This is a genomic window from Amycolatopsis sp. NPDC031561 (assembly GCF_055580625.1).
Genome location: NZ_JBVILA010000021.1, coordinates 433 through 21228 on the forward strand (window position 1 = coordinate 433; position 20796 = coordinate 21228).

21 protein-coding genes are annotated in these 20796 nt (G+C 68.6%); 9 read left to right on the forward strand and 12 right to left on the reverse strand.

Annotated features, from left to right (window positions below; genetic code table 11):
* Positions 1-247 precede the first annotated feature (247 nt).
* A complete protein-coding gene (locus ACZ5IK_RS32265; protein ID WP_465491158.1) occupies positions 248-1441 on the reverse strand; it encodes an MFS transporter in 1194 nt (397 codons plus the stop codon).
* A gap of 166 nt (positions 1442-1607) precedes the next feature.
* Complete coding sequence (locus ACZ5IK_RS32270) at positions 1608-2102, reverse strand: MarR family winged helix-turn-helix transcriptional regulator (protein ID WP_465491159.1); 495 nt, start codon at positions 2100-2102, stop codon at positions 1608-1610.
* A gap of 199 nt (positions 2103-2301) precedes the next feature.
* On the opposite strand from ACZ5IK_RS32270, the gene ACZ5IK_RS32275 reads away from it, so the two are divergent.
* Positions 2302-3507 (forward strand): acyl-CoA dehydrogenase family protein, encoded by a 1206-nt coding sequence (locus tag ACZ5IK_RS32275; RefSeq protein WP_465491160.1) that lies wholly within the window; start codon positions 2302-2304, stop codon positions 3505-3507.
* 51 nt (positions 3508-3558) lie between these two features.
* On the opposite strand, the gene ACZ5IK_RS32280 is transcribed toward ACZ5IK_RS32275, so the two are convergent.
* The gene (locus ACZ5IK_RS32280; RefSeq protein ID WP_465491161.1) at positions 3559-4836 is read right to left on the reverse strand and encodes an RCC1 domain-containing protein; all 1278 of its coding nucleotides are present in this window, start codon (positions 4834-4836) and stop codon (positions 3559-3561) included.
* 94 nt (positions 4837-4930) lie between these two features.
* On the reverse strand, positions 4931-5476 hold the full coding sequence (locus tag ACZ5IK_RS32285) for a dihydrofolate reductase family protein (protein WP_465491162.1): 546 nt from the start codon (positions 5474-5476) through the stop codon (positions 4931-4933).
* A 90-nt stretch (positions 5477-5566) separates the two neighbouring features.
* On the opposite strand from ACZ5IK_RS32285, the gene ACZ5IK_RS32290 reads away from it, so the two are divergent.
* Positions 5567-6154, forward strand: a complete 588-nt coding sequence (locus ACZ5IK_RS32290) for a TetR/AcrR family transcriptional regulator (protein ID WP_465491163.1) — start codon at positions 5567-5569, stop codon at positions 6152-6154.
* Between the two features lie 39 nt (positions 6155-6193).
* Here ACZ5IK_RS32290 and ACZ5IK_RS32295 read toward each other — a convergent pair whose 3' ends face one another.
* From ACZ5IK_RS32295 to ACZ5IK_RS32310, 4 genes are all read right to left on the reverse strand, one after another.
* Positions 6194-7165 (reverse strand): sporulation protein, encoded by a 972-nt coding sequence (locus ACZ5IK_RS32295; RefSeq protein ID WP_465491164.1) that lies wholly within the window; start codon positions 7163-7165, stop codon positions 6194-6196.
* A gap of 128 nt (positions 7166-7293) precedes the next feature.
* Complete coding sequence (locus tag ACZ5IK_RS32300) at positions 7294-8643, reverse strand: erythromycin esterase family protein (RefSeq protein WP_465491165.1); 1350 nt, start codon at positions 8641-8643, stop codon at positions 7294-7296.
* 194 nt (positions 8644-8837) lie between these two features.
* The gene (locus tag ACZ5IK_RS32305) at positions 8838-9695 is read right to left on the reverse strand and encodes a dioxygenase family protein (RefSeq protein WP_465491166.1); all 858 of its coding nucleotides are present in this window, start codon (positions 9693-9695) and stop codon (positions 8838-8840) included.
* A gap of 78 nt (positions 9696-9773) precedes the next feature.
* Positions 9774-10679 carry an AraC family transcriptional regulator gene (locus ACZ5IK_RS32310; RefSeq protein ID WP_410603547.1) on the reverse strand — a complete coding sequence of 302 codons (906 nt, stop codon included), beginning with the start codon at positions 10677-10679 and terminating at the stop codon, positions 9774-9776.
* 133 nt (positions 10680-10812) lie between these two features.
* Between ACZ5IK_RS32310 and ACZ5IK_RS32315 the strand changes: the two genes are divergently transcribed.
* The 4 genes from ACZ5IK_RS32315 (at position 10813) to ACZ5IK_RS32330 (ending at position 15840) form a co-directional block, all read left to right on the forward strand.
* Positions 10813-12000, forward strand: coding sequence for a glycosyltransferase 87 family protein (locus ACZ5IK_RS32315; protein WP_465491167.1), 1188 nt, complete (start codon positions 10813-10815; stop codon positions 11998-12000).
* A complete protein-coding gene (locus ACZ5IK_RS32320; protein WP_465491168.1) occupies positions 11988-12737 on the forward strand; it encodes an SDR family NAD(P)-dependent oxidoreductase in 750 nt (249 codons plus the stop codon). Before ACZ5IK_RS32315 ends, ACZ5IK_RS32320 begins: the two co-directional genes overlap by 13 nt.
* Before the next feature lie 323 nt (positions 12738-13060).
* Positions 13061-14857 carry a ThiF family adenylyltransferase gene (locus tag ACZ5IK_RS32325; RefSeq protein WP_465491169.1) on the forward strand — a complete coding sequence of 599 codons (1797 nt, stop codon included), beginning with the start codon at positions 13061-13063 and terminating at the stop codon, positions 14855-14857.
* Positions 14854-15840, forward strand: coding sequence for a 3-oxoacyl-ACP synthase III family protein (locus ACZ5IK_RS32330; protein WP_465491170.1), 987 nt, complete (start codon positions 14854-14856; stop codon positions 15838-15840). The genes ACZ5IK_RS32325 and ACZ5IK_RS32330 overlap by 4 nt, the downstream gene beginning before the upstream one ends.
* 98 nt (positions 15841-15938) lie before the next feature.
* On the opposite strand, the gene ACZ5IK_RS32335 is transcribed toward ACZ5IK_RS32330, so the two are convergent.
* Genes ACZ5IK_RS32335 through ACZ5IK_RS32345 form a run of 3 tightly spaced genes read right to left on the reverse strand, consistent with a single transcriptional unit; the run spans position 15939 to position 18101 of the window.
* A complete protein-coding gene (locus ACZ5IK_RS32335; protein WP_465491171.1) occupies positions 15939-16298 on the reverse strand; it encodes a DUF4288 domain-containing protein in 360 nt (119 codons plus the stop codon).
* A gap of 29 nt (positions 16299-16327) precedes the next feature.
* Positions 16328-17518, reverse strand: a complete 1191-nt coding sequence (locus ACZ5IK_RS32340) for an FAD-dependent monooxygenase (protein ID WP_465491172.1) — start codon at positions 17516-17518, stop codon at positions 16328-16330.
* Positions 17519-17537: 19 nt separating this feature from the next.
* A complete protein-coding gene (locus ACZ5IK_RS32345; RefSeq protein ID WP_465491173.1) occupies positions 17538-18101 on the reverse strand; it encodes a TetR/AcrR family transcriptional regulator in 564 nt (187 codons plus the stop codon).
* A 207-nt stretch (positions 18102-18308) separates the two neighbouring features.
* Here ACZ5IK_RS32345 and ACZ5IK_RS32350 point away from each other — a divergent pair, with 207 nt between their 5' ends.
* From ACZ5IK_RS32350 to ACZ5IK_RS32360, 3 genes are read left to right on the forward strand one after another with little or no spacing between them, the layout of a single operon-like run.
* Entirely contained in the window at positions 18309-18524 is a 216-nt protein-coding gene (locus tag ACZ5IK_RS32350; RefSeq protein ID WP_465491174.1) for a hypothetical protein, read from the forward strand.
* A gap of 10 nt (positions 18525-18534) precedes the next feature.
* On the forward strand, positions 18535-19029 hold the full coding sequence (locus ACZ5IK_RS32355; protein WP_465491175.1) for a hypothetical protein: 495 nt from the start codon (positions 18535-18537) through the stop codon (positions 19027-19029).
* A gap of 57 nt (positions 19030-19086) precedes the next feature.
* Positions 19087-19779 (forward strand): hypothetical protein, encoded by a 693-nt coding sequence (locus ACZ5IK_RS32360; RefSeq protein ID WP_465491176.1) that lies wholly within the window; start codon positions 19087-19089, stop codon positions 19777-19779.
* On the opposite strand, the gene ACZ5IK_RS32365 is transcribed toward ACZ5IK_RS32360, so the two are convergent.
* Positions 19769-20743, reverse strand: coding sequence for a GlxA family transcriptional regulator (locus ACZ5IK_RS32365; RefSeq protein ID WP_465491177.1), 975 nt, complete (start codon positions 20741-20743; stop codon positions 19769-19771). The genes ACZ5IK_RS32360 and ACZ5IK_RS32365 overlap by 11 nt on opposite strands.
* Positions 20744-20796: the final 53 nt, after the last annotated feature.

Consider the following 20796-nt stretch of genomic DNA (forward strand, 5'->3'; position numbering starts at 1 on the left):
GGTGGGGGTCTCGGGTGGTGTGGGTGTGTGGTGCCTGGTTTTGTGGGGGGGGGGGGGGGGGGGAAAGCTCCCCCCCCCCCCCCCCCCCCCCCCCCCCCCCCCCGCCATGATCGAACCGGTCACGCGGGACTGTGTGGATTTTGGGGCATCCAACGTCCCGAAATCCACACAGTCGGCGTCGTGGATCCGTCGACGATTGCTGCGTCAGGGCGGGCTCTCATGAGTGGCAATGCGGGTTCCAACCCTCTTACCCCTCAACGCCCCAGCTCCGCGCCCGGCGGGTGCCGACCGTGAAGAGCAGTGACGCCGCGGTCAGCACCACGCCGAACCACACCACGCTGGTGATGCCGGCGTTGTCCGCCAGCAGTCCGGCGACCAACGCGCCGAGAGCGATGGAAGTGTTGTACGCCAAAGTGTTCAGCGACATCGCGGCCTCGAACGTCTCGGGGGCGGAATTCCGCGTCATGGTGAGCTGGCTCAATTGCACGACACCGTAGGACAAACCCCAGAGCGCCAGCGCGATCATCACCCCGACCGGTCCGTGGCCGATGGTGAGCAGCAACACCAGCGACACCACGAGCGAGACGGCACCGACCGTGAAGCTCGCGAAAACGTTCCTCGCCACGAAATACCCGGCGACGAAGTTCCCCGCCGCTCCCCCGGCGCCGAAGACGATCAGGCACACCGTGATGAAGGTGGGTGACGCCGAGGAAGTGCCTTCCAGGAAGGGACGGATGAAGGTGTAGACGCCGAAGTGCCCGAGTACGAACAGCACCACGGTGATCAGGACCGAGCGCAGGCGCACGTTCACCCGAGGCAGGCCGAAGACCTCCCGTACCGAAACCGCGTTCGCCGACGGCAGCGACGGGACCAGGACGACGACGGCGAGGAAGACCAGGACACTGAGCCCGCTCCAGATCAGGAATGTGGTCTGCCAGCTGGTGAGACTTTCCAGGATGGTGCCCAGCGGCATGCCCAGCACCGTGGCGATCGAGATACCGGACATCACCACCGCCGCCGCCCGGTTCGCGTGGCGGTCCGGGACGATCCGCATCGCCATGCCGACGCCGATGGCCCAGAACGCCCCGTTGGCGAAGCCCATGACGAGCCGTGTCGCCAGTACCAGCGGATAACTCGGCGCGAGCGCGGTGATCAGGTTGCCGACGGCCAGGATCGCGAGCAAGGTGGAGAGCAGGACGCGCCGGTTGATCCGCCGCGTCCACGCGACGATGAACGGCACGCCGAGCCCGGCCGAGACGCCGTAGAGCGTGACCATCAGGCTGGCGACGCCCACCGAGATTCCCAGGCTGGAACTCACTGGCGTGAGCAGGCCGACGGGCATCAGTTCGGTGGTGAGGAAGACGAACAGGCTGGCGGTGATCGCGGCGACCCCGGCCCAGCCCTTCAGAGTCGAATGCGCACTTTCGGTTCGGGTGACCATTTTCTCTCTCGATTCACGAGCATGACGAAGAAACCCCTGCAGGACCGGCGATTCCGGCCGCGGGGTGCTTCATCCCCAGGAAGATCGGCGGCACACGGGACAACCCCGCGGACCTCTTAGCGCTAAGCTATTCGATGCTTAGCGCTAAGTCAAACAGCGGCGAGGGTCAGTCCTCCAGGGCGACGTCTCCCAGTGACTGCAACAGATTTCGCAGCAGGACGGCCAGCTGATCCCGATCCTCGGGGCTGACCGCGCTCAGGAGCCGATGCTCCGTGTCGACGTGATCGGGCAGCGCCCGGTCGATGAGTTCGCGGCCCTCGGCGGTGAGGTCGACCAGGACGCGGCGGCCGTTCGTCTCGTCGGGCGCGCGGACCACGAGGCCGCGTTCCTCGAGGCGGTCGAGCCGCTGGGTGACCGCGCCGGAGGTGATCATCGCCGAACGCATCAGGTCGGCCGGGGTCAGCGTGCCGCCGCGGCGCAAGGTGGCCAGCACGTCGAACGAGGACCGGTCGAGATCGTGCCGCGCGAACGTCTTGCGCAGCTCGCCGTCCAGCACCCGGGTCAACCTGGTCAGCCGTCCGATGACGGCCATCGGGGAGACGTCCAGGTCGGGACGGGCTACCGCCCACTGGCTGAGAATGTGGTCAACGTGATCCGGCACGCCCGGAGATTACCCCGGTCTCAGAGCGCGGACGTTCGTTGACACCCCGTAGCGCCACTGCTCTACTCGGACGCATGGAAGGCACTCTCTGTACGGCCTGACGCAGTCTCCGCGCTCACTCTGAGAATCACCCGGGAATTCCGGGCGCTCCGCCCTGCCCGGAATTCCCGTTCACCCTCGCACAGAACGGAATTCATCCATGACCACGACCGAGAACCGGGTCCGGTCCGCCACCGAATGGCTGGCCGCCGCGAAGGAGGTCGCCGACCGGCTCGCGGTGGACGCGGCCGAGCGCGACCGCAAGAACGAAACTCCCCGTGCGGAAGTCCAGTTGCTCAAGGATTCCGGGCTGGTGACACTGCTGGGCCCCGTCGAGCACGGCGGTGGCGGCCAAAGCTGGGAGACCGCCTATCGCGTGACCCGCGAGGTCGCGCGCGGCGACGGCTCGATCGGACAACTGCTCGGTTATCACTATCTTTGGGCCTGGGCCGCGCGGCTGGTGGCGACCGACGAGCAGGTCGCCGCGGTCGAAGAACTGTACACGCGGAGCAATTTCGTCTTCGGCGGCGCGGTCAACCCGCGCGATTCCGATCTGAAGATCACCGAGGACGGCGACGAGATCGTCTACAACGGACACAAGTCGTTCTCCACCGGCAGCAAGGTCTCCGATCTGACCGTGCTGGAAGGGATCCTCGAAGGCACCGAAGACCACATCTTCGCCATCGTTCCGTCCGAACAGGACGGGATCGTCTTCCACGACGACTGGGACAACATCGGCCAGCGGCTCACGGAGTCGGGCAGCGTGACCATCACCGACGTACGCGTTCCGTGGGCGAGCGCGGCGGGTTACGTCGACAAGAAGTTCCATCCGCTGACCTACAACACGCTCAACGTCCCGGCGATCCAGCTGGTGTTCGCCAACTTCTACCTCGGCATCGCCCAAGGCGCGCTGGAAACCGCGCTGGCGTACACCCGCGAGCACACCCGCGCGTGGCCGTACGGCGGTGACAACAAGGCGTCTTCCGGTGAGGAGTGGTACATCCTCGACGGTTACGGCGATCTCCAGTCGAAACTGTGGGCCGCCGAGGCGCTGGTGGACAAGGCCGGGGCGGCGATCTCGGCCGTATTGCACGCGCCGCGCGAAGATCTCACGCCCGAGGCTCGCGGTGAGGTCGCGGTCCTCATCGCAGCCGCCAAGCAGCGCGTGATCGACACCGGACTCGAAATCGGCACGAAGGTCTTCGAGCTGACCGGCGCCCGGGCGAGTGCCACGAAATTCGGCCTCGACCGGTTCTGGCGGAACCTGCGCACGCACTCGCTCCACGACCCGGTGGCCTACAAACGCCGCGAGGTCGGTGCGTACGCGCTGTTGAACGAACTTCCGGAACCCACCTGGTACACCTGATCGACCCGTTCGCGGTGGTCCGGGCACCCACCGCCCGGACCACCGCGAAGGTCAGGAACCGGAACGGACGGCGAGGCTGTGCCAGTAGCCCGCGGCGATGGCCGTGACCCCGGTCAGCGGGCCGGTGCCCGCCGGGTCGAGCACCTGGACGGGCGTGGGCCGTTCGGTGGTGGTGCCGTCGCCCAGCTGGCCGTCGTAGTTGAAGCCCCAGGAGAACACGGTGCCGTTCGTCTTGCGCGCCAAGGTGAACTGGCCACCCGCCGCCAGCTCGGCGACACCGGTCAAGGGATTCGCGGCGCAATCGGTGGCGCCGGGAGCGCAGACCGGACCCGGCGTGTGCCGATCGACGTCGGTCCCGATGCCGAGTTCTCCGTTGCCGTTGAAGCCCCAGGAGAGCGCGGTGCCGTCGGTGCGCACGGCGACACTGTGCGCGCTCTTGTGCCCCGAATCGATGGTCGCGACGCCGGTCAGCGGGTTCGCCACGCAGTCGGTCGCGCCGACCGCGCACACCGGACCCGGCACCGTCCTGCCGGTGGTGGTGCCCGTCCCGAGCTGGCCGCTGCCGTTGAATCCCCAGGACAGCATCGACCCGTCGGTCCGCAGCGCTAGACTGAATTCTCGCCCGGCCTCGACCTTCGCGACGCCGGTCAGCCCGATCGTCACCGGGGTCCGGCGCCCCCACTCCGAGGTCCCGTCGCCCAGCTGGCCCGCTCCGCCGGCACCCCAGGTCACCACCGAGCCGTCCGCCAGCAGGGCCAGGTTGTGCCAGGCGCCCGCGGCGATGGCGCGGACCCCGGTGAGCGGATTCGCCACGCAGTCGGTCGCGCCGACCGCGCAGACCAGGCCGGGTGTGGGACGATCGCCCATCACACCGTTGCCCAGCTGGCCGAAGGTATTTCCGCCCCAGGTGTACACCTTGCCGTCGGACGACAGCGCGACACCGTGATTCTCCCCGGCGGCCACGGCGGTGATCCCGGTCAGCGGGAGGGTCACCGGCGTGTACCGTTTCGTCGTCGTGCCGTCGCCCAGCTGCCCGCGACCGTTCGAGCCGGAAGCGGTGACGGTGCCGTCGGCCCGGACCGCGAAGGTGAACGTGTCGCCGCCCGCCAGTGCCGTGACCCCGGTCAGCGGGTTCGCCGTACAGTCGGTGGCCCCGACCGCGCAGGTCGCCACCGGCAGCGACCGGTCGATCCAGGTGTTGTCCCCCGCCTGTCCTGCCGTGTTCCGGCCCCAGCCGAAGGCTTGACCGCCGTCCGCCGCCTGTGACGGCATCGCGAAGGCGAGCACCATCCCTGTCGCGGCCACGACGGAACCCCAGTATTTACGCATGCCGAAAGACCCCCAGTTCGTTCTTCACTCCTGAGCAAGGATCACCGAACGACTCCGATGGATCAATCCGGCATTCAGGCGGTCAGCCGCACCGTCACCGATCGTCGCGCGCGACGGCGTAGGTGAGCAGCAGCGCACCCGAGGCGAATCGGCGTTCGTCGACGAGCGTGAGTGTCTTCTTCGGGTATTCGCCGTCGAACAGGCGTGTCCCGCCGCCGAGGAGCACCGGGTTCACCACGAGCCGCACTTCGTCGAGCAGCCCGAGCCGGGCGGCGGACGTCGCGGCCCCTCCCCCGGCGAACAGCGCGACGTCACCCTCGAGATCGGCGAGGGCCGAGGCGTCTTCGAGCAGGTGGGAGTTGTGCCAGGTGGTGGTCCGGAGGGTGCGCGACAGGACGTACTTCGGCAGCTCGTGCATCCGGCGCCGCTGGGTCGCCGAGACCTCGTCGCCCGCGGTCGGCCAGTAGGCGGCGAGTTCCTCGTAGGCCTTGCGGCCGAAGACCATGCCGTCGAGCGACTCCAGCAGCTCGTCGATGTGCCGCTGGAACTCGTCGTCGGCGAAGTGCCAGTCGATGTCACCTGCGGCGTCGGCGATGTAGCCGTCGAGAGACACGTTGACGTGCAGGAAGAGACGCCCCATGGGAACTCCAGCATCGATTTCTTGAACACTCGGACAAGAAGTCAACGTACGCTTCTTGAACGGCCTGTCAAGAAGTCGTAGGATGGCGGCATGCCACGCACGGGAAGGCCACGGTCCTTCGACGAGGACGAAGTGATCGGAGGAGCGCTCGACGTCTTCTGGCGGCGGGGGTACGCGGCGACGTCGCTGCGGGATCTCAAGGAGGAACTCGGCGTCCTGCCGGGAAGCCTGTACGCCGCGTACGGCGACAAGCACACGCTTTTCCTCCGGGCACTGGAGCGCTACGCGGGCGGAGCCGGAAATCAGGCGGTCGCTCTCGCCGAAGGTCCTGTTCTCGCACACCTTCGCGAGCTTCTGCTCAGCGTCCTTGAAGCTGCGAAGGAAAACCCGGGACGCGGTTGCCTGCTGGGCAACACCGCCGCCGAGCTGCTGCCCGCCGACGAAGCGGCGGGAAAAGTGGTCCACAGTGGATTCGAGGCACTGGAAACCGGTATCGCGCAAGGACTCGAAGCCGCCCAGCGATCCGGGGAGGTCCGCGCCGGCCTCGACTGCGGGGCGCAGGCGCGCCTCCTGCTCGTGGTCATGCAGGGATTGCACGTGGTGGCCAGGGCGGAGGCGGACCCGCGCAGGCTCACCGACGCGGTCGACGCCGCCTTGGCTCCGTTGACCGCGAAGTGACCCCTGGGCACGCCGGAACCGGCGTGCCCAGGAGCCGGATCACTCCTCGAAGCCCTCGCCGCCGCCGTCGAAGACGTCTTCCATGACCTCGCCGAGGATCATGCCGCCGACCACACCGGCCGCGGCGCCGGCGACCACACCGCCCATGCCCATGCCACGCCTGCCGTGCCCGCCGTGGTGGTCGTAATCGTGGTCGTGGCCGTGGTGGCCGTGGTGACCGCCGAACATGGCGTGCCCGCCGCCGGACTCGGCGACCTTGGCCAGCCAGCCGTCGATCGCCGCCGCCCAGTCGGTGCGCAGGGCCTCCTCGTGCGAGACGTGGAAGCGGCCGAAGGTGTCACCGCCGGAGCGGAACATGCCACCGCGTTTGTCGGCCTCCAGGATCACCACCAGCTCGCTCGGGCTCGCGACGAAGGTCAGCTCCACCTGGCTGACGCGGCCCGCGTAGCGCGACGGCGGGAAGAACTCGATCTCCTGGAAGAACCCGAGCTCCTGCCGGACGCCGTGCAGGCGCCCAGCTTCGACGTCGGCGCTGCGGAAGGAGAAGCCCAGCTCGCCGAACGCCTCCAGCACCCGGTCCTGAGACTCCAGCGGTCCGACCAGCAGCGGGTCGAGGTCGCCCTTGTCCGGCGCGCCGGCGATGACGAGCTCGGTCCGCACGCCGACGACCATGCCCGGCAGCTCACGACCGCCGACCGCGCTGACCGGCGTCTCCCACGGCAGGGCGAGCTGGAACGGCACGGTGGTCAGCTGCCCCGCCGTCACCTTCACCTTGCGGCCCGCACTGACCCGCAGGAACTCCGCGGTCCCGGCGCGCTCGTGGTCGCCGTGCTCGACCTCGACCCTGGTCACCAGCGAAAGCAGGATCTCTTCGATCTGGGCGTCACTCGAACCGCCCTGGATGCGGACCTGGCCGGTGATCACCTCGCCGGGAACGGCGTGCGGTGAGTCGAGCACGGTGTCGACGGACGGGCCGCCGACCCCGAAGGCGCTGAGCATCCGTTTGAACATCAGGGATTTCCTCCGCTGGTTTACTGGAAACTGGGGTGCCGCGAAAGCGAACACTTCGACTACTACCGAGATCCGCCGCGGCACGCCAGGCAAACCGGGTTAAAAACCTCTAAACGGGCGCGGCGTCACTACTTTCTCAGATCGGCCTGACGGACGTCGTGCAGGTGGATGACGACGTCGTAGGAGCGCCCGAGCGAGATGGCCGCGGGGTCGACGGGGAACTGCGTGCCGATCGTGCGGGTGGGCCGGGCGGTGTCCAGCCAGGCACGGGCGGCGGGCGGCGCGGTGCGGACGTCGAGGTAGAAGTCGTCGAACCGGACCTTGTCGAGGGCGTTCTCGTTCGAGCCGGACGGCGCGGCGGGCACGGAGAACCGCTTCCAGTCGCCGCCGACCGCCGTGTCCTTGGACAGGAAGGAACCCCGGTCGAAGCTGAAGCCGATCGGCAGGTAGTCCCGGCCCAGCGTTTCGCGCAGGAAGGCACCCTGGGTCTTCGGGTACAGGCCCGGGTTGTCGGTGACGTACGAGACGTGGCCGTTGTGCGCCGACAGCAGGATCTTGTGCCCGGTCCGCTTCTGCCACCACGCGACGTTCTGCGCCATCGCCTTGTCACGCAGGATCTGCGCGGTGGGCAGCGACTTCGGGTCCGTGAGGTCGACGGCGAGGAACCGGGCGGTCTGCGCGACGAACCGGGCGTGCTGCTCGGTCCAGTCGTAGGCGTCCGCGCCCGTCAGGCCCTTGACCAGTTCGAAGGCCTGCTCCGCCTTGGTGGCGAGCCGTTGCCGCTCGTCGAGGGGTTTGCGGAGGTAGACGAAGGCGTCGTCGATCGGGCGCAGTCCCGTGTACAGCTCGTTGAGCCGGGGCAGCGCCTTCGGGTGATGCCGGCCCACGTAGTCGGTGATCTTGGCGAAGAACGCGTCGTTCACCGACGGCGCGCCGAGGTCGTCGCCGACGAAGTGCACGGTGCGGCCGGGGTGGGCGCGGTTGTAGTCACGCATCCACCGGATCAGGCTCACGAACTCCTCGCGGTCCCACGGGGAACCGGTCAGCGTCCGCTTCGCGATCTCCCGGGCGTCACCTCGGCCGGTCTGGACGTACTCGTCGATCTCGAGGCCGGCGGACCAGCTCAGCTCGAGCGCGAAGGCCCGGAACCCCTTCTCCTCCACCAGATGACGGAAGACCCGCTCCTTCATGGTGAAGAACTCGTGCGAGCCGTGGGTGGCCTCGCCGAGGCCGACCACCTTCGCGCCGCCGATCATCGCGCCCAGCGCCTGCAGGTCGGCGGTGTTCCGGCCGGGCTCGGTCGAGCGCAGCGGATGCGCCGCCCGTTCCAGCGACCGCACCGGATCCCGCCAGGACGTGGCCGTCTCCGCCTCACTCGCGAGAGCCGGGCTCGCCAGCGGAGCGAGCACCGCCCCCGTGACCACCACCGCGGCCGCCAGCACCCCTCGTCTTGCCCAGCGTTTCTTCGTGTCTGCCATGTCTTTCGCCCCTTACGCTCGATGTCGTGGACGATCATCGCCCGCGCATCGGCGGTGGCGCGCTGTAGCAGAGCTCCGACTTCGACCGGGGGAAAACCCCACCATGCGGGACGCGGGTGGACCCCCGCCACCGGGGTGTGGGTCCCGGTGGCGGGAATCCACCCGCGTTTATCTCCCTCCGCAGCGGCTGCTCGTCACTCCGCGCGCCACAACGCGGGCGTGGACGGCGGCTCCCAGCCAGGCTGGGCCGTGTGCCCCTGCAAGCACACGTAACCGCGACCGCTGTAGGTGACCCGGGTGCCCGCGGAATAGCCGGTTCCCGGCGCCCAGGTCGTCCCGCCTGGCGGGTTGGAGGTCGAGGTGGTGGGCGGGTTCGAGGTCGTCTGCGTCGTCTGCGTGGTGCTGGTCGGCCGGGTGGTCGACGTCTGCGGCACGTTCAGCACGAAGTCGAACGAGGCCTGCTTGCCGGGCGGCTGGTCGCGCACCGTCATCAGCAGCCGGGGGTCGAAGATCGTGTCGGTGTTGTTGCGCGGCTCGTTGGGGAAGTAGAGCTGCGTGGTCAGGATCGGCCTGCCGGGCGCCTGCACCTTGACGTGGATGTGCCGCGTACGGCCGGGGTACAGGCCGGGCACGATCGTGCTCAGCGAGAACGCGCCCTGGTCGTTCGTGAACTGGTGACCGCGGAAGGTGTACCCCACGTTGTCGTAGTTGCCGTTGACGTCGGCCTGCCAGAAGTCCAGCAGCGCCCGCGCGATCGGCAAGCAGCCGAGACCGAAGACGAAGCCCGAGACGGTGAGCCTCGTGCCCGGCGTGCTCCCCGTGACCAGCGAGGTGCGCTGCGGGGAGTTCGGCTTGAAATAAGGGCCTTCGGTCTGCGGGATGGTCGGGTCGTCGCCGTCGTCACAGTACGGGGTCAGCTCGGGTACCTGGCCGCTCGCGACGGTGGTGCGTGCGAGGGCGGGGCCACCGATCAGCGCGACCGGGGCCGCGACACCCGCGATGAGCGCGGCCTTCAGCACAGTCTTTCGGCTGAGCTTGTTCTCTTCGTCCATACCTGCTCCTCGTGGGGGCTTCGGGAATCACCCTCGACGGTATGGAGAAGATCAGCTCGGGACGATGGACTGGGTTGGTCAGTCGTGGTGAATCTCGGGGGCGGCGTCTCCGGTCCGGCGATAATCACCGGGGCTCAACCCCGTTTCCCGCCGGAAGAACCGGCAGAAATAGGCGGGATCCGCGAATCCGACCCGGCTGGCGACCTGACGCACGGTGAGATCCGTGCCGAGCAGGAACCGTTTCGCCTCGCGGGTCCTCGCCTCGCGCATCAATTGCGCCGCCGTCCGGCCGGTCGCCGTTTTCACCGCGTCCGTCAGATATCCCGGCGTGACCCCGATCCGTTCCGCGAGCGCGCCCACCGACCAGAGCCCGAGATCGGGCCTGCCGAGCAGCCTGGTGAATTCCGTTCCCACCGCCTGTGACCTGGCGGGCGGACGCGGATCGGCCAGTCCCGGCAGCCGTCCAGCCCGGACGATCAGCACGTGCATCAGGGCCCGCAGCACCGAATCGGTACCCTGTCCGCCACAACGGAACTCCTCGTCCAGTTCGGCGACCAGCCGTGCCGTCTCCTCGGCCGCGCGTTCGTCGAGCCGCCACGGCTGCTGACTCAGCCTTCGCAGGGTTTCGCGGTCCGCCGGATGTTCGAGCAGGAAGTCGTCGGTGAACAACACGACGAATCCGCTGAGATCGCGGGCATCCCAATGATGTACCTGCCCCGGTGTTATGACCGCGAGTTGTGGCGGCCCCAATTCCCAACGCGTGAAATCGACGACGTGGTCACCGGTCCCGCCGGTGACGTGGACGATTTCATAGAATGTGTGCCGATGGGGGAAAGCCGCCCGCGACATCGGCCCGATCGTGTCGAAGGTGCCGACCGTGAACGGCAGGGCGTCCGGCGCGCGGACCTCCAGCCGGTGCAGCGGCAATTCCCCCGCCTTCGGTTTCAGGCAGGGCGTCCTGGGCAACACCGTCGTTCCGCGCATGGACCGGTCCCTTTCACCATACTGGGGAATAAAAAGTCTAGACCAATATGTGTCCGGTGACTGCCAACGGAAGTCGCATATGACCGCCCGGTACAGTCGGATCGTCGACGCACGTCCGAAGGGTCACCACGCGATGTCTCCAGCCACGTCGCGCGGGCGGGCCCGGTGGTCGCTCGGCGCGCTCGCCGCCCTCGTGCTGGCGTGTGCCGTGGCCTGGGCGACGGCGGGCGATTCGCACAGCGACCTCGAGATCTACCGCTTCGGCGTCGACACCCTGTGGAGCGGCGGGGACCTCTACGGCGCCTTGCCGCTTTCCGAGGCGGGCATCCCGCTGCTGTTCATCTACCCGCCGTTCGCCGCGCTGGTGCTCACCCCACTGGCCGCGGTGCCGTGGACCGGCGCGGTGCTCCTGCTCTTCGCGCTCAGCCTGGCCGCGCTGGGGATCACCTTCTACGCGATCACCCGCAGCCTGTGGCCGTCCGGAGACCGGCGGAAGGCGCTGCTCATCGCGTCGCTGGCCATCACCCCGGCGCTCTTCCTCGAACCAGTCCGTCAGACGCTCGGCTTCGGTCAGATCAACCTGCTGCTGATGGGACTCGTCGCTGCAGACTGTCTGCTGACACGGGGCCGCTACCGCGGCATCGGCGTCGGCCTCGCCGCCGCCATCAAGCTGACACCGATGGCGTTCCTGCTGTTCTTCCTGGTACGCAAGGACTTCCGCGGTGCGTTGACCGCGATGGGGACGTTCGTGGCCGCCTCGGCCGTCGCGTTCGCGGTCGCCCCGGAAGCCTCCGCGCGCTACTGGTTCGGCGGTTTCGCCGGCGCGTCCGGGATCAGCGGCACCTCGTTCCACACCAACCAGACCCTGCAGGCCGTGCTGGCGCGGCTCGGGGCCGACTCCGCCAAGCCGTGGTGGCTCCTCGCGACCGGCGTCCTGCTCGTGCTGGTGACGCTCACGATGTACCGCTCGGCCGTGGTGCCCGCGCTGCTGCTGAACGCGACGTTCGCCCTGCTCATCTCGCCGACGTCGTGGTCGCACCACTGGGTGTGGATCGCCCCGGCGCTGTTCACCACCGCGGCTTGCGTGGTGCTGCACCGCCGGAATCACTGGCTGGCGCTGACCTGGCTCGCCGTCACCGGAGTCGTCGCGACGATCTTCGTCGCGGCGCCGTTCCGGTATTTCCCCGCCTTCGACCGGCCTGGTCAGACGTGGACGACGGCCCAGCAATGGCTGGGAAACTGCTACGTCCTCGCGGGCCTGGTCTTCCTCGCCGTGTCGGCCGTACTCGCGCTGCGGAAAGGACCTCGATGCTCGACCTGACCGGCACCACGACCCTCGTCACCGGGGCCAGCGGCGGCATCGGACAGGGCATCGCCCTGCGCTTCGCCGAGGCGGGCAGCGCCGTCGCCGTGCACTACCACCGCGGTGAGGCCTCGGCACTCGCCCTCGTCGAACGCGTCGAGGCGGCCGGGGGCACCGCGGCCGCGTTCACCGCCGACCTCACCGACGACGGCGAATGCCGCCGGCTGGTCGAAGCCGCGGCGGCCTGGACCGGACGGCTGGACACCCTGGTCAACAACGCCGGGGTGCAGCCGGTCGAGCCGCTGCCGGGGATGTCGGCGGAAAGCTGGCGCGCCGTCCTCGACGCGAACCTCACCAGCGCGTTCTCGTGCACGCAGGCCGCCGCCGAGGTGATGAGCGGCGGCATCGTCGTCCACATCGCCTCGATCGAGGCGGACCGGCCCGCGCCGGGGCACGCGCACTACAGCAGCGCGAAGGCCGCTCTGGTCATGCACGCCCGCGCCGCCGCGCTCGAATACGGGCCCCGGGGCATCCGCGTCAACGCCGTCTCCCCCGGTCTCGTCGACCGTCCCGGACTCGGCGACGCCTGGCCGGAGGGCGTCCGCCGCTGGGAGCAGGCCGCGCCGCTGGGCAGGCTGGGTACCCCCGGGGACATCGCGAACGCCTGCCTGTTCCTCGCCTCGCCACTCGCGTCGTGGATCACGGGACACAACCTGATCGTGGACGGCGGCGTGTCCGCCCATCCCACCTGGTAGACAACACGCTGTGACCTCCACCACACGGAGCGGAGTGGCCTGCTTTCACTCCGAAACAGCCCGCCACACCATCGGGTGGGAATTCCGCCGGACTTCATCAATCTGATTGCGTCGCCGTGACGGATTGTCGATCCGCCTTACCGGTAAACGATTGCCGGACCCGCTCGTGCGTACCACTTGCCGCCGGGCACATCCACTGAAGCTTGATCGTCTCGCTGCTACAGTTCCGTCTCATTCGACCGGTTTCGTTTTCCTTCGAATTTCCGGTCCGTCCCCACGAATATCGCGCCGAATTCCGGCATCTTCCTCAGAAAAGGCACCACTTGACGGATCTCAACCCCCCGTGGATCGTCGCTGCGTTCCTCGGGGCCGACGCCTGCCTGCTCGACTCCGTACGCGAACTCCGCGCACGGATCCTGTTCGACCGCGGCCGCCGTCCGGCCTTTCGCCGGGCGGATGGTTCTCATACCGACGACCAGGATCTCGACTTCGGGGCCTGGCATTTCATCGCGCGGCAGCATCCGGACGGCCCGCCGCTCGGCTACATCCGGCTCTCCACCCCGGCCACCGGCGAAAGTTTCCAGTCGCGGGCCTACCTCGGCACCGGGCGGTACGAGGAATTGCTTGCCGCACAAGGCGTCGAGCCGGGTCACGTCTTCGAGCACAGCAGGCTCGTCGTCGAGCACCGGTCCCGGAAACTCGGCCTCGGGCAGTACCTCAACGCGCTCGCGATCGGCGCCGCGCACCACCTCGGCGCCCACGCGATGATCGGCACTTCGGGCACGAAGGACGGCCAGGACCGCTTCCACGAGCAGTTCGGTTTCCGCGCCATGCCGGGCACTCGCCGCTATGTCGAGCAGTACACCGAAGACGTCGTCATCATGTTCCATCGTGTCGCCGAAGGAGCCGGACGCCACCACGAACTCGTCACCCGGCTACGGGACGAATTCCCTCGGATCGCCGCTTCCACCCCGGCCGTGCTCACGGCCGGGTCGCCTTCGGGCAGGCCCGCGCCCGCCGCGCTCGCCGAAGTCTCCGGACCCGATCGCGACGTCTGGCGGCCGCGCCTGCTCGCACCCCGCGATCCGGCGGATTTCGCCGCCCTGACGGCATTGCTGGCCTCCGGTGACGTCCGCGAAATCCATGACACCATCGACGAGCAACTCGCCGAACTGATCCGCAGCCGCGAACCGTCGTGCCGGGACACCGCCGCGATCGAGGACCGGAAACGGGAGCAGCTCGCTGGGCTGGCGCACTGGGAGTACGGCACGTGGGCCTGGTACCCGTGGTCGCGGCGGCTCGTGCACGTCCTGCCGCGTGACGAGTTCCGGCTCGTGCGCACGGATCGCAACCGCGGCAAGGTCGACCGGCCCGAACAGCGCCGCCTGCTCGGCAAACGCATCGGGATCATCGGTCTCTCGGTCGGCAACAGCGCGGCGCTCACGTTCGCGCTCGAAGGCATCGGCGGCGCCTACGCGCTGGCGGACTTCGACGACTTCAGTCTCTCGAACCTGAACCGGCTGCGCGCGGGCGTGCACGAACTCGGTGTCAACAAAGCGGTCCTGTCCGCGCGCCAGATGTTCGAGATCGACCCGTATCTCGACATCGAGATCCACCGGGGCGGTCTGACCGAGGACAACATCGAGGCGTTCTTCACCGGCGGGATAGACCTCCTGATCGAGGAGTGCGACACCCCGTGGGTCAAGATCGCGGCCCGCGAATACGCCCGTGACCTGCGCATCCCGGTCGTCATGGACTGCAACGACCGCGGCATGCTCGACGTCGAACGCTTCGACCACGAGCCGGACCGGCCACTGCTGCACGGCCTGCTCGGCGACATCAAATCCGTGGACGTCGCCGAGCTGAGCCATCAGGAGAAGGTCGACCTGATCCTGGCCATGGTCGACGCCGACCGGATCAGCCCGGAACTGGCCGCCTCTTTCGGCGAACTCGGCCGCACACTGAGCAGCTGGCCACAACTGGCCTCCGGGGTCGCGCTGGGCGGCGCACTCTGCGGCGAGGCCGCGCGGCGCATCCTGCTCGGCCTGCCGTGCGCGTCCGGCCGGTTCTACACCGACCTCGACCGCCAGCTGAGCCCGGAGCGGAGCACCGTCACGTGACCGCGCTCCCCGTGCGGATCGCCGGCACCGGCGTCCACCTGCCACCGGACATCGTCACCAACCGGCGGCTCGCCGAAACCCTCGACACCTCCGACGAGTGGATCGTGAACCGCACCGGGATCCGGGAACGCCGTTGGCTGGCCCCGGATCTCGCCACCTCGGACATGTGCGTGGCCGCCGCGCATCCCGCGCTCGCGGCCGCGGGATGCGCCGTGAGGGACGTCGACGCGATCATCGTCGCGACCTACACCTACGACCAGCCACTGCCGTCGACGGCCCTGATCGTCAAGGAAGCACTCGGCGCGTTCCGGGCGCTCACCTTCGACATCACGCAAGCGGCCTGCGCGAACGGCGTCCAGGCGTTGTTCCTCGGCTCCTTGCTGGTGCGAACCGGTGCGGCGGAACGGGTCCTGGTGATCGCGGCCGACAGCGCGTCCCGGGTGACCGATCCGGAGGACCGCACCACCCGGGTGTTCTTCGGTGACGCCGCCGGCGCCGCCGTGCTGACCCGGGCGACGGCGCCCGGGGCCGGACTGCTCGGCTGGGACTTCGGCGCCGAACTGTCCTACGACGTCGAGATCCCGGCAGGCGGCTCACGGCAGCCCGCCGGTGCGACGACGTTCGCGGACAGGCGGCACTACCTCAAGATGAACGGCAGGACCGTCTGGGACACCGCCACCCGGTGCCTGCCGGACAGCGTCCTGAACGCCACCGCCCAGGCCGGGCTGACGGTGGACGAAGTGACTCACTTCTTCCTCCACCAGGCCAATCTGAACATCGTGCAGGCGGCGATGGACAAACTCGGCGTGCCGCGCGACCGCGCGCCGATCACCGTCGACCGGCTCGGCAACACGGGCTCGGCGGGCGTGATCACCGTCCTGCACAAGGGTTTCTCGGAGGGATCGGTGCGGCCGGGCGACGCCTTCGTGGTGTCGGCGATCGGGGCGGGCTTTCAGTGGGGCACTTTGTGCTTCAGAGCTTAGTGGTGTCGCACTGACCCGTTCTCGGGATGTCATGAAAGGGTCTTTCCTGACGTTTTTGGTCCTGAACGACCCTTTCATGACATCACGCACCGCGCGGTCTACAGCTGGGTTTTGCCGAGTAGGGCTTCGAACATTTCGTACGCGTGGTAGTCGCGAAAGTGGCGGGTGTAGATCTCCGCGCCGTCGTCGCCTGGGTCGTCGACCACCTCGGCGACGTCGAGCACGTGTTTGAGTTTCCAGGTGATGGTCGCACCGTCGGCGTTTTCGTAGCTCGTTTCCCGATGCTCACCGTGCAGGCGAGCCTTGCGTGTCGCTTCATCGACGGATCCGGCGACGAAGAGAGTCACGGTTTCCTCGTACAGAGGCTCATCGTCGTGCGCCGACGAGGTAGCTTCGTACACCAGAACCGCCGCGAAGATACCGCCCTTCCCAGGCGCGACCTCGAGGTCGGAATGCACTTCTTCACCCTTCCGTAGTCCATCGCTTTTCATTCTGCTCTCACGCGTTCGCGCATATTCGTCACCAGCGCCGTCGACTTGCCCGTGATGGCGGTCGCGAGCGTGCGTTCGAGGCCGGGCAGCCTTGCCGCGCACAGGAAGACCCGGCGCGCCTGGAGAAGAAGCCGGTTCGCGGGCAGGAACCAGCGCGCTCCGCGGCGGGCGACTTGCTGCTTCTCGGTCACCACCGGACGCACCAGCTCTTCGTACTTCGCGAAGGCGTCCTCGATCGAGTGCGCCTGTGTGAGTTGTTCGGCCAGGACGAACGCGCCCGCGATTCCCAGGGAGGCACCTTGTCCGGCGAGGAGTGAGACGGCGTAGCAGGCGTCGCCGACGAGAACGACCCGGCCGCGGCTCCACGACGGCATCTCGATCTGCGCGACCTGGTCGTAGTACACCTCCTCGGCGGGCGGGCACAGGTCGAGCGCTTTCGGCACGGCCCAGCCGAGAGAACCGTAGGTCGCGCGGAGGGTCCCTCGCGCGTCGTCCGGCAGGGCCGGATCCGGGGTGCGGTGCACGGCGAACGCGGCGAGCTTGCCGTCGCGGAGACCGTAGAAACCCATCTGCATGCCGATGGTGTCGGTGAGGCAGAACCGCTCCCCCACCCGCTCGCGGATCTCTTCGTCTTCGAAGACGAACGCGGCCGTGTGGAACCCGAGGTATCGCAGGAACCGGTCTTCGGCACCGAAAACCAGCCGCCGGACGGTCGAATGGATTCCGTCGGCCCCGACCAGCAGATCGGCTTCGAGCACTTCGCCGTCCGTCAACGTCACGCGCACGCGGTCGCCGAGATCCTCGACTCCCGTGACCCCGGAACCGAACCGGACGTCCACTGTGGACGGCAGTGCCGTGCGCAGCACCCGCTCCAGATCGGGCCGCATGATGCTGCACAGCCTGCCCCGCAGCGACCTGCCGAACCGGACGTAGTCGATCGCCGCCCGGCGGCGGCCGTGCTCGTCCAGCAGACTCGCTTCGTCCACTCGGTATGCCACATCTTCGACCTCGGACAGCAGGCCCATTTCCTCGACCGCGTCGAAACCCGGGCCGAAGAAGTCGATCATGTAGCCCTGTTCCCGCGGTCCCGCGGCACGTTCGAGCACCACGACTTCGACGTCCCGCGCCGCGAGCCGGTGCGCCAGTGCCAGCCCGGTGATCCCGGCACCGCAGATCGCCACCTTCATGGACTTCCTCCCTTTCGATTCAGCGGACCAGCCGGCGCAGGACGGCCGAGGTGGCACCGCCGCCGGACTCCGGTTCGAGCGCGCGGTGCAGCAGAAGCCCGTCCACCGTGGCGAAAAGCACCGCGGCCGCGCCCTCGGCGTCGGCCACTCCGTGCTCCGCCAGCCAACCGCCGAATCTGGCGCGCAAGCCGGCGAGGATCTCCCGGATGCCTTGACGCAAGGTGTCGTCACGGGTCGCGGCCAGGTAGGCCTCGGCGAACAGCAACGACATCGGATCGGTGCCGGTGTACTCGCCGACCGACGCGAGCAACGCGTCCACCGCGCCTTCGGGTGTCCCGGCGGTTTCCAGCGCCGGCTCGAAAGCACCGGCGACCTCGCCCATCGCCCCCAGCACCGCCTCGATCAGCAAGGCCTGCAGCGAAGGGAAGTGGTAGTGCACGACGCTCGGGGTGACCCCGGCGCGCTCGGCCAGGATCCGGGTGCTGACCGCGGACCAGCCGAGTTCGGGCACCAGCGTGACCGCGGCTTCGAGCAGTCGCCGTCGCGCGAGTCGGCCACGTTCCGCGGCCGGGGAGCCTGCCACCATCGCCTCCTAGGGCGTTCGTCCTGTACGACTGCCCTGATCGTACGCCCGGTTTCGATCGGCCCGCAAACTCGGTGTTCACGGCAAGTCGGCCTGGGCCCCGCATACCTCGACTGAGTTCCGGGACGACCGAACGCGGCAAAATTGACCTCGCTGCGCGTCGGAGCCATCGCGAGGCTTGCTCTTCCGAACTCACTTGGAGGACACATGGTCTCGAAGCCCCGCCTCGCGCTGGGAATGCTCGTACTGGTCGCGCTGGCCGTCGGTCTGTTCGCGTTGCTGTTCTCGCTCGACGCGAGCCCCTTCTGGATCAAGACCCTGCCGATCGGCCTGATGGTCGGCGGAGCGGCTTTCGCTCAGTCCCTCGGCTTCTTCAACAAGCCCTCGAAGGACAAGGGGACCGGTCCCCACGCCCGCCGTTAGCGTCCTGTCGGTGACCGAACTGGGTGCCTACGTCGAACGCTTCGAGACGAACTCCCGCAGCCGCGCGCTCCGGGGGCTGGCCGCGATGGCGATCGGCGCCCCGATCGCCCTCTTCGGAATCGTCCTGTTCCTGATGGGACAGGAGGCCGGGGTCTTCGGCGGGGAGATGTTCCTCGGTCTCGTCATCGGCTGCGGGCTGGGGCTGATGCTGATGGGCGGCTGGCTCTGCTGGCAGGCCATCGGCAAACGGGGTGAGACCTTCACGCTGTACGAGCGGGGATTCGTGCACACCTGGCGCCGGTCGACCACCATCGTGCCGTGGGATTCGATCGAGGTGGTCGTCGACCACACCAAGAGCAACATCCTCGCCAAGACTCTCGGCGGCGATGTCGGCTGCCTCGTCAAGCTCGCGGACGGCCGGAAGATCCTCATCAACGGATTCACCGAAGGTGCCGCCATGCTGACCTACGACATCTCCGAGGCCGTGCGGCGACGTCCCGTCTGACCCACGGCAACCTTCCGGCCCCGCCGCGCGTTCTCCCTGCACGGGGAGGAGCGGGCCATGGAGATCATCGTCTCGAACGAACTGGGCGTCCGGGCCGTGGTGCTGACACTGCGGGCCAGGGGATCGGCGCTCGATTTCCGGTTGTTCCCCATGGTGCACATCGGCACGCAGGCCTATTTCGACACCGTGCGGCGACAGGCGAACGAGTGCGACGTGGTGGTGGCCGAGGGGGTCGGCGACGCGAAGCCGGTGTCCCGGCTGACAGCGAGCTACCGGCTCGCCGCCCGGAACAAGCGCCTCGGGCTGGTGGTGCAGGACTTGAAGGCCGGCACCTTCACCGTGCCGACCGTCCGCCCGGACTTGGACGGCCCGGGCTTCACCGAGGGCTGGCGCCGCGTCCCCCTCGGCGACCGGTTGATGATGTCCGTCCTCGCGCCCGCGCTGGGGGTGTTCCTGCGCGGCTTCGGCACTCGCGGGATGCTGGCGCGGTTCCTGACCGTCGACGACGAAGACGATTCCTGGGTCGAATCCGCCGAGGCCATGCCCGAGTTCGACGACCTGATCAGTGTCAGCCGCGACAAGCTCCTCGTGGACGCGCTGGCCAGGCTGCACGAGCGGCGGCATCACGAGCCGGGGACGATCGGCGTGGTCTACGGCGCCGAGCACATGCGCGCGGTCGTGCGCGAACTCCGCGCCCGGTTCGGCTACGTCGTGCGGGACGCGGAATACGTCACCGTGTTCACGCTCTGACGGTCGTCCTTTGTCGACTGGGCGCGAAGGTCCGGCGGTAATCCTGCGGCGAGACGCCGACGACCTTGTGGAAATGGTGGCGCAGCAGGGCTCCCGAGCCGAAACCGCAACGGCGCGCGACCTCGTCGACGCTCATCGTCGTCTCCTCCAGCAGCGACCTCGCGTGCAGCACCCGTTGCGTCGAAAGCCATCGGTGCGGCGTGGTCCCCGTCTCGGCGACGAACTTGCGGGCGAAGGTGCGCTCGGACATCTGCGCGCGGCGGGCGAGATCGACGACGGGGTGTTCCCGGTCGATGGTGTCGAGCATCCAGGTGAGCACCGGCTGGAGGCTGTCGCTGGTGCACTCCGGGATCGGCACCTCGACGAACTGACGCTGCCCGCCCTCGCGCTGCGGCGCCACCACCATGCGCCGGGCGATCGCGGTGGCCGCAGCGGACCCGAGTTCGCGCCGGACCAGGTGCAGGCAGGCGTCGATGCCGGCGGCCGTCCCCGCGCTGGTGATGATGTCGCCGTCGTCGACGAAGAGGACGTCCGGGTCCAGCTGTGCCCGGGGGAAGCGCTTCCGGAACCCGGCGCTGTGCCGCCAGTGGTTCGTGCACCTCCGCTCGTCGAGCAGGCCCGCGGCGCCCAGCACGAACGCGCCGGTGCAGACGGACAGCAGCGTGGCACCTCGCGCCGAAGCCGCACGGAGCGCTTCGAGCACCGCCGGCGGGTACTCGTCGCGCACGTCGCAGGCGGGGACGACGACGAGGTCCGCGTCCTCCGTCGCTTCGAGGCCGAGCTCCGGGGTCATCTTCACGCCGTGCCCGAGGTTGAGCGGCTCTCCCGCCCGCTCCCCGCACACGCGGAAGTCGAGCAAAGGCACCCCGTCGTCGGTGCGGTCGTAGCCGAACACCTCGCAGACGACACCGAACTCGAAGACGGCGAAATCGTCCAGCAGCACCACGGCGACGCTCTTCAACATGCCCGGGAGCATAGCTGGCAGGATTTTGACGCACAACGACAGGACTGCCACTT